The organism is Pleomorphomonas koreensis DSM 23070, assembly GCF_000425185.1.
Classification (GTDB): domain Bacteria; phylum Pseudomonadota; class Alphaproteobacteria; order Rhizobiales; family Pleomorphomonadaceae; genus Pleomorphomonas; species Pleomorphomonas koreensis.
This window is the reverse complement of the sequence record NZ_AULH01000040.1, coordinates 1-8744: the sequence shown is the minus strand read 5'-3', so window position 1 is coordinate 8744 and position 8744 is coordinate 1. Positions and strand designations below refer to the sequence as shown.

Genomic DNA, 8744 nt, shown 5'->3' with positions numbered 1-8744 from the left:
AGGCAGCACTGGACCAAGCTTCACAGCACAAACCCCATCGAACGTCTCAACGGCGAGATCAAACGACGGACAGAGGTCGTCGGCATCTTTCCCAACGATGACGCAATCGTCAGACTCGTCGGGGCGCTGCTGCTCGAACAAAATGACGAGTGGGCCGTCCAGCGGTCCCGCTACATGACACTTGAGACCATCGCCACGATGAGCGATGATCCGCTCATCAGCCTGCCAGCGGCAAGCTGACACGTTCCCGGCTCTGTCCGGAAGGCACGGCGAGCGCCGAAGCTACACCACGCCCTGGGACACGATCTCATGAAATCGAAGGCATCGGGTTCGTCGGGGCTTTCCGTGTCGGCTTTTGCAAGCCCGTCGAACTGTAGTAGCGTGATCTCGTTGTCGTATCTATCCGACCTAATGCACATCTCCAGAACTGGTTCCGGAAACCAAACACCGGCGTTTTGGATTCGACCTTTGCGCGTTTCATCCGAAAAGTCGCGCGTAACATGCGGCAGATCCGGTTGGCAGTTCAAAAAGGTGATGCTTGGTTCGAATGAACCTTCCCGACTTGAACGCGGGGTGGCTCGCCGTCGCTCAATGCGCGAACCCTTCGTTCGATAGCACCGCCAGAGCCCTGATTTCGGTGAATTCGAGCCATCGGAGAATTACCGCCGTGAGCGAGACACCGTACCTGTCGGACAAACGCCCCAGGACATCGAAATTCGCCTTTTGGTCCGGAGGCAACTGGCGACGAAAAGTCGTGTATGCCTCCAGTCTGGACGACCGGAAATACGTGCAGGTCTTCAGCTTCCCGAACATGGGGGCGGCCCGCGCGAAGACGCAGACCCTCTCCTATCGGACCGATGCTTACGAAACACCAAATGGCTGGGTAGCCGTCACGCTGGCCAGCAAGTTTACGGACGACGAGGCCAAGGCCGCGTTGCAGAACAAGAAAAAGGAAACGGGATTCCCCAACGACGCGTTCGGGACCTTCGGAAATACCTACAAAAGAAAGCTATGTTGTGACTGAGGTGGCTTTGTTCCGGCTGCGCGTAAGCCGATCAGGTCGCTGTTTCCCGAGTGCTGAGTTATCGGCCGAGATCTTCGTCACCCTCAAGCGGGCCGCCCTTTAGCAGAAACTCAACGTCCTTTTCCGAAGCATCGGTAGCAAGCGAAACCACGAATCGACGCCCATCCTTTTCTATAGTTTGGGGTGAGGCAGTGGCTGCGTTTAGTATTTCATCCAGACGCTTCGACGCGTCGTCAAAAGCCCAAATTCTCAAAGATTTCCACTCACTCGCTAGCGAGGTCATGACCGGAACCCGATCTAGTGCGACCATTGTAGCCGGTATCAGGCACGGTTCCAACAGCCCCATCGTCATGGTTAACGATTGGATAATAATTCCCGGGTTACTCACCGATATCGGCAGTTTTTTCAGTGGGATTTTTCACATGCCCGTCGGACTCGTGCTCGATACATGCGTCGTATCCGAGTCCGCTAAGCGGGCGGATTTGCAGAGCCCATATTTCCGCGCATGGATTCGAGAAGTTGATGCTGCTGATATCGCTATCCCGGTGGCCACAACCTTCGAAATTCAGTGCGGCATTCAAAAGATCGCAGCCACTAACCCGGCCAAAAGCGAGGCCTTGGCCGAGTGGCTAGAAACGCTTTTGGCTTCCGATTTTCACATCCAGCCAATGACGGCGGAGATCGCTCGACTCCATGCGCGAATGGTCATGACGTCAGCGCTGAAAAACCTTTGGCTGCCCACACCTAAAGCCGGGCCTCAAGCGCCCGGGCAAGATCTCCTCATTGCTGCGACCGCGATCGTCCTCGGGGCAACCGTCGTCACCGCCAACACCCGTGACTTCGAGTTCATCGATCGGTGTTTCGCCCTGCCCGGATTGCTGAACCCAATTGCGGAGCCTCAACCGCGGATGGCTCTCTAGGGTGCGTCTTGGCACAGCAAAAGCTCCCTTTCCGGTGCCCGCCAGAACCTCGCCGCGATGTACCGGCCCCACGCTGCCAGCATCCATTCGCCGGTAGACGACCTTACGAACCGTCGGAACTTGGACTAGATTGAACCTAACATGGAGGCGTGATGACAACCGGAAAGCGCCAAGCGACGACGGCCGCAGAGAAGGCTTTGGAGCCATCGATGAAGCGGTTTGCACCGGCAAATCGTCGTCGGCTCAGTGCACCGGGGCTTCGGACTTTTCTCGCAATAGCGGATCTTTGGGAGCTGATCGACGAAGAACGGTTGCTTGTTCTTGGGATGCCTTCGCGCTCCACCTACTATAGTTGGGTGAAAGCCGTTCGCGAACACAGGGACATCACGCTCAACGTCGACAGGCTCACTCGGATCTCGATCGTACTCGGAGTCCATCAGGCACTAGGCAACCTGTACTTGGCAGAGCGAGATGCCCTCGAATGGCTGAAGACGCCGCACCGCGCCCCCCTGTTTGGTGGTCGCTCGCCGATGGATTTGATCACAAGCGGCTCTCAGGATGGCCTCTTGAGCGTTCGGAGGTTCCTCGACGCGGCAAGCGGTGGTCTCTACATGCAACCGAACGAGATCGACCAGGCATTCCGGCCCTATCAGGAGGCGGACATTGTGTTCATGTGATCGACGAATGTCGTCTCGTGTCCGTAGCTCTCAGGTAAAACTCCCCTCCTGCGCCAACGCCGACGTCATCCAAGCAGGAAGCATTGCCTTTGCCTTCAAGACGGTGCGCCACTCCTCCTTTTCCACCTTGCTTCTGATGGAACTGGCAGCTGTCTTGGCTTCGCTGGCTCCCACGAAGGAAAGCGCGCGAATGATTTCACCCGCTGGCCTGCCGGGATAGAGCGTGAGCCATCTGGGGACCTTTCTCACCTCGACATTCACTTTGCCCAATTGAAGACGGCGGCTCGGGCCGGATGTGATGTAGACATGCCGGATCGGGACTTGGGTCGTCAGCCCAAATCGATTGGCCGCAATTGCTTCATTCTGAAGGATCTTCTGCCCTTTCGCGGCAGCGTAGTTCTCAACGACCAACTCCACCGGGGGAGGTATCGTTCCGAACCTGGTGGCGATGTTGGCGGTGTAGACGCCTCGCGAAACTCTGGTCAAAACTCCGGCCTTGACCAAGCGAGCCAATGCTTGATCCACCGAAGCGCGAGTGCCCAAGGCGAGAAACTCCTTAGGTACGAAAATCGTGCCTTCAGGCTGACCTTTGACATGCGAACGGATCGCTTCTTTGACGGAGTTCATGGCTTCTTGTCCTGTTTGTCAGAAACATAGTATCATATCTGACAACTGTCAGTGACAGATTGTCGGTTGCAGGGAAGCCCATTTTGATGACCTCGGGATCGTCCCGTTTTACCTATCCGAGGATGCGGAGCAAATGACGAAAAAGAAGCTTAACGCCGCATTGAGGGACCTATCCGAGAGCGCATTTGATTTCCTCGAAAGGTCGGTTGATGAAATCGAGCTCAGCCCTAAGTATTCAGTAATTCATTTCGCAACGGCGGTGGAGCTGATTTTGAAAGCTCGCCTGATGCGTGAGCATTGGACGCTTGTAGTGGATCGAGCTTCGGATGTTTCGTTGGGTGACTTCCTCTCTGGGCAATGCAAGACCATCACTCAAGCAGATGCAATCAAGAGACTGAATAACGCTTGCAGTGAAAACATTTCGAAAGACGCAATTGCCCAATTTGGCAAGATTGCTGCGCATCGGAATCGTATGATTCACTTCTTTCACGAGGGCATCGCTAAGCAGGCAGATCAGGCTCTGACCGAAGGCATTGCAAAAGAACAATGCCTTTGTTGGTTTTACTTGGAACGTCTTCTATCCGCGTGGAGCGATCAGTTCGCGGAGTTCGACGCCAAGATCACGGGCATTCGTTGGCGAATGAAGCAAAATCGGGCATTCTTGGGCGTCGCGTTTGATCGCCTAAAATCCCAGATCAAAGCGGACAAAAAAGCCGGAACAATATTCCAAGTCTGTTCAGGCTGCGGGTACGAGGCCGCCGCGGTAACCGAACTGTCGGACATTCTCTTTGAGAAACATTGTCGGGTCTGTGGATTGGGCGAAGCCTACGTTGAAATTCCCTGCCCTGGCGAATGTGGAGCAACGCTGCACATCGAAGCCAACTCAGGATCGTATATCTGTAAGAACTGCAAACATCATGTGACGTCGGAAGAACTCGCCAGTGCCCTAAACACCGAATACTCTAGTCCGACCGACGTCGAAACACCGGTGAATTGTGCGCTGTGTTCCGGCTATCATACCGTCGTTCAGCACCATGAGAACTTCATATGCACCGAGTGCTTAGGAACGGCTAACTCGGCCCCTACGTGCGAGTGGTGCAACGAACGGCAGATCGGGGGCGGTGATCTTGAGTATAGCTACCATTCGGGGTGCGAATTTTGTGAAGGACAAGCGGGCTGGACGCATGACGAATAGGGAGTCGATTCGACTCCATCAACCGCCTCTCGCCATAGCGTGCAGCGTTTCATACTCCACTGCCACCGCGTAAACTTGGTCCTTTGCCGCTATTTGTCAGAGATCGCGAAGCGGCACTAGGCGCAGCTTTGAGGTCGGAATGCCGATAGACTCTGCTGCTAGCCGGGTGGCGCCCTGGTCCCCATAAAAGCTGACGGTCCAATGCACGTCCGGGCGCACATGATCGATCACTGCACGGAAATAGGGTTCGTCCACCTGAGCCAGCGAATGGCCGAGAACAAAGGCCTCGGTGACGGAAGCTAGGCTAGCGAAGAACGCGCTATTACGCGCAAGGATTTCACGTGTCGGTTTGAATGTCTTCGCCAGCAGTTCATCAATCAATTGGAAGCCTCCGGCCACCCGGACATCAGTGTCCTCGTTAGTTAGGCGTGAATGAAGGTCCGCAGCTTGGCGTTCCCATCCATGCCCGAGTATAATGTCGGCGGTGGCGTCCGATGCTGCCCCATGAATATGCAGGATTCGACCGTCAGGGACGTCGTAAAGGCGTTGAAGAGTGGCGGTGTAGTTGAAGTTCAGGAAGAGCGCGGCTGGATCAATACACTGCACGGGCGTAGCTGTATGGTTCGGAATTTCCAGTTGGCGGATCCAATCGCCAAAATGCCCACGTAGCTTTAGGGAAATCGAGTCGCAGATTCGCTCGATTTCATACTCATAGTCATGGTGGCCAGAGTCGCTCCAGTCATCCGCTCCGTACGAAGCCAAAAAATTCTCTGCGTATTCTTCTATCCGGTCGACATCGATCTCAGCGAAGCGTTCCTCAAGGTAGCTCCAGAGATCCTTCTCAGGTACGACGTATTCATCGGCGACGCGGAAGGTCTGTTGATCCACGTCTTCTAGATAGGACGCAAAGTCAGAATATCTGGAATCGATTCCATAATGCAGGTCGAAACCGTTTCCAATGATGAATAGTCGACGAGTCATGTAGGCCTCAAAGTGTCGCTCACTGAGAACGAATGCAGAGCTGACGCGAAACGACAAGAGCGCATCGCCAGGACCCCATTCGACAGCCAATCTAAATAGCTAGGCTCTCGAATTTTCTGAAGAACGCTTCTTGAAGTGACAGATCGCCCCGAAGCGACTGACGGTAGGCCTCTATGTAGTCGAGGATCACGCATTGGAGTGTGTCGCGATACACAATCTTCCTTCCCGCATCGATCGGACAGGCTCCAGTTCCCCAAATGATCCATCCATTCTTTGTGCGCGCCTCATGAAGCAATGCGCAACGGATGGATGAATAAAAATCCTCCGCTACGTCACTTGGGAACCATGTATCGAAGGTTTTCGTCGTGGAAAGAAATTCCACAAAGAGTTTGCCGCTCTTGCTGTATTCGTGTGCTCCGAGGTTTTCTCCCCGCTTTATGTGCCGGTAATTCTGGCCCTTTCGCAACGCTGCGAGAAACTCGATCAACGCGCACTGGATAGACAAGATGGAAAATCCTTCACCCTCCCATGTGCCGTTTAACTGAAGCAATCTAATGGGATGCAAGTAGCGCAGTTGCAGTCGCTGCCAGAGATAGTTTTCAAAAGCCTGCCCCCAGAGGCGCGCATCACCTCCAACGACCAGAATTGCCTTGAAGGCACTCCAGTCTTCAGCTGTCAGCTTACCGGCGATGCGAGTGGTTCGATCGATGTCCGCTGCCAATCTCGTGCGCCCTCTACTTCCTTCATGGCGCGAGCCGTAGAGCCCAACCAGCGCCACCCCCGAACAACTAATCTTACATATAAAAACGATAAGACGGATTTGGCGCTTGGTTGTCAGATAGTTCAGTCATCAGCATTCCCACCTTTCTCGCAAATGAAACAGTGATCGGATGACGGCCAATACCTTCACTCGAATTCCAGTTCATTTTGGTCAGAGCGAGTATTTCCCTGGCCCGTTGTCGTATATCGGTGGTGCCGCACGAACCGATCTGCAACGGCGCAGGAATATGCGGACCGGGGTATTCATCCCACCACGACACATAGCCGCTGGTGAACAGATAAGTTTCATCACCAACGGTGCACATCGTTCCACGCCAAGGTTCTTGCATGCCCTTGCGGATTAGCCGGAAGGCGGTGCTACGTATCCATATCAGATCACATACAGGCACACACGATTCGGCTGCGCTCCGGAAACCTTCTTCTTCTTCCGGTTCATAGAGACTCGTCTTATGCACCACCACGCGAGCCGGCTTCATGCCCGCCTGCGCTTCATACTTGTCGAGGACATCATTCATCAGAGCTGCGGCTTGAGCCTGATTGAGATATGGCTGACGGTTGCGACGCTGCTCATGCGGCAACGTGGCCCCCTTCAATGCGAAGGGCTCTATTTCGTTCGAGAACGCCTGCGCAACGCTGGCATAGACGACATCACCTTCACGGCGTTTGAGATGATGGAAAGAAATACCTATGAAGCAGGTATTGGCAGGCAATGAAGCAGGCCGCCATGGTTCGTGGCCGGCCTTATAGAACAATGACGTTGCTAGATTCCATGCTCGGGTCGCGGTGCTCTGTCCTTCGTTGTCGGGGCGAATGAACGTATCCCGCCGCATAATCTGCAAAGGTATAGGATTCTGGTGCGTCATGATGCGCGCTTTCAGCGCACGATAAAAGGAACGAAAAAGCAAATCTTCGGCCTGAGTGCGCAGATCTTCAGCCGCCTTCAGTTCTTCAGGAGTAGGTTGGAAAAGCGAGAGCTGGTCTTGTTCCTCTTCACGCTGCAACTTCTCAAGCGCCTCGCGCTCTTGTTCGGAGAGTTTCGGATTCGACATCCGCAGATCAGCGGCCTCGTCGGGCAGGCATACGATAATGCAGTCCGGCCGCACGTCACCGAACAGACTTTGAATACGAGCGTCGAAAAGATCGAGCAATTCGTCGAACTTAGTCGCGATCGACGATTGGTTAAGCGCCATCGCCAAGCGATCTTGATCAAGTGGCCGCACGAAGCGATCTTCAACTATAAACTTCGCACCAAATGCTTTTTGGGCACCTGGCCAATTGCGGTATCGGTGCGCGCTTTTCTCCCTTGCAATGGCAAAGCCATTTAGTTTCGGGAGCCAGCGCCTCGCCAACGCCACATCCTCTAGGGCTCCGACCAGCCCGATCCGGATATCTTTGATATTCGCAGAGTCGACGGCTCCCGCTTTCGTTAGGACATTGCGGGGTTCAACTCCTGTCTGCCCGTTCCCGAACAGTAACTGCGGTTCAGGCAGACATTCGATTTTGATCGTCGGTATCATCGCGCACCAGCCCTATCTCCGGCACTTCTACTTTCAAGAAGGAAGCTGCCAGCAGTAAATTGTCGACGTGTCGATCGCCAATATTGATCGTTTCGCCGCCGCGCCCGAGGAAATTTTCCCAAAAAGCAAGATCAGCTTCCACGTTCTTATTGCGGTCGAATTTGATGCGACTTGTAGCTTTCGAGGCGCGGGAAAACGCGGGCAGCGGCGTCTTACCATCACGACCGGTGAACATATAGAACGGCTTAATGCGAACACTCCAAAGGCCGCCGAGATCAACAATCTCGTACCCGATCCCCTCATTTTCAAACCACGTTTTCAGCCCTTCACCTCGCCTCTTAGCAACGTCGCGCCGATTCCCTTTACGCTGAGGACCGTTCCAAACGACGGCACGGTTCTCGCGGCCCAACGCGTGGAAGAATGCTCGGTGCTTACGTCCATCTTCGAGTATCAGACCATCGGCAACAAAGCCCTTCAGATAGCGTTCCCAGTGCTTACGTAGGAGCCAAGACAAGACGCGCTTTGCGTCGGGACTCTCTTCGATCGTCTCACGATCCACGCTGACGCACGCTTCGCGATCGACGATCGGTCCAAGGAGCGAGGTAAGCACTGGTAGCGGTGCGAAGCTCCACAGTTCAGAGCCTCGAATGATAAATGTGCCGCACTCCGACATATCTAGGTTGCGTTGACAAAAGCCGTTATCCAGATCATCGCGGCGGCGAGGTTGAGGAAACTCTCGTATGAAAGTCTCGTCTTGTCGTAGCGCGTGGCGATGCGTCGAAACTGTTTGATGCGATTGAACATGCGCTCGATACGGTTGCGATCCTTGTAGGCTTTGAAGTCGCACGATGGCGGATCGCGGCGATTTGCGCGTGGCGGGATGACCGGCAGAATGGCTCGCATCAACAGGCTGGAACGGACGTCGTCGCCATCGAAACCCTTGTCCGCCAACATTTTTCTGGGCTTTGCGACCGGCAGAGCCAGAAGAGGCTCGACGCCGAGATAGTCGGAAACCTCCCCACC

The 8744-nt window shown here is 54.6% G+C and carries 11 protein-coding genes; 5 read left to right on the top strand and 6 right to left on the bottom strand.

Annotated features, from left to right (window positions below; all coding sequences use genetic code 11):
* The 4 genes from H512_RS26030 to H512_RS0119545 form a co-directional block, all read left to right on the top strand.
* Positions 1-240: transposase (locus H512_RS26030; RefSeq protein ID WP_026784852.1), on the top strand; the 240-nt coding region annotated here is incomplete at its 5' end.
* Positions 241-667: 427 nt separating this feature from the next.
* Positions 668-1024, top strand: a complete 357-nt coding sequence (locus H512_RS27180; protein ID WP_156899585.1) for a hypothetical protein — start codon at positions 668-670, stop codon at positions 1022-1024.
* A gap of 422 nt (positions 1025-1446) precedes the next feature.
* Positions 1447-1944, top strand: coding sequence for a PIN domain-containing protein (locus tag H512_RS25110; protein WP_169507191.1), 498 nt, complete (start codon positions 1447-1449; stop codon positions 1942-1944).
* 152 nt (positions 1945-2096) lie between these two features.
* Positions 2097-2621: an antitoxin Xre/MbcA/ParS toxin-binding domain-containing protein gene (locus tag H512_RS0119545; RefSeq protein WP_053240083.1), complete on the top strand. Its 525-nt coding sequence runs from the start codon at positions 2097-2099 to the stop codon at positions 2619-2621.
* A gap of 30 nt (positions 2622-2651) precedes the next feature.
* Here the strand turns inward: H512_RS0119545 and H512_RS0119540 are convergent, their stop codons facing one another.
* Positions 2652-3248, bottom strand: coding sequence for a DUF6088 family protein (locus H512_RS0119540; protein ID WP_026784848.1), 597 nt, complete (start codon positions 3246-3248; stop codon positions 2652-2654).
* Between the two features lie 133 nt (positions 3249-3381).
* Here H512_RS0119540 and H512_RS27175 point away from each other — a divergent pair, with 133 nt between their 5' ends.
* The gene (locus H512_RS27175) at positions 3382-4443 is read left to right on the top strand and encodes a hypothetical protein (protein ID WP_156899584.1); all 1062 of its coding nucleotides are present in this window, start codon (positions 3382-3384) and stop codon (positions 4441-4443) included.
* Between the two features lie 96 nt (positions 4444-4539).
* Here the strand turns inward: H512_RS27175 and H512_RS0119535 are convergent, their stop codons facing one another.
* The 5 genes from H512_RS0119535 to H512_RS0119515 all read right to left on the bottom strand — a co-directional run.
* The gene (locus H512_RS0119535) at positions 4540-5424 is read right to left on the bottom strand and encodes a bacteriophage abortive infection AbiH family protein (protein WP_026784847.1); all 885 of its coding nucleotides are present in this window, start codon (positions 5422-5424) and stop codon (positions 4540-4542) included.
* A 91-nt stretch (positions 5425-5515) separates the two neighbouring features.
* On the bottom strand, positions 5516-6145 hold the full coding sequence (locus H512_RS0119530; RefSeq protein ID WP_026784846.1) for a hypothetical protein: 630 nt from the start codon (positions 6143-6145) through the stop codon (positions 5516-5518).
* A 73-nt stretch (positions 6146-6218) separates the two neighbouring features.
* Positions 6219-7721: an argonaute/piwi family protein gene (locus H512_RS27170; RefSeq protein ID WP_156899583.1), complete on the bottom strand. Its 1503-nt coding sequence runs from the start codon at positions 7719-7721 to the stop codon at positions 6219-6221.
* Entirely contained in the window at positions 7687-8280 is a 594-nt protein-coding gene (locus H512_RS27165) for a hypothetical protein (protein ID WP_156899582.1), read from the bottom strand. Before H512_RS27165 ends, H512_RS27170 begins: the two co-directional genes overlap by 35 nt.
* Before the next feature lie 116 nt (positions 8281-8396).
* The coding region (locus tag H512_RS0119515) for a transposase (RefSeq protein ID WP_156899581.1) at positions 8397-8744 on the bottom strand (348 nt) is incomplete at its 5' end.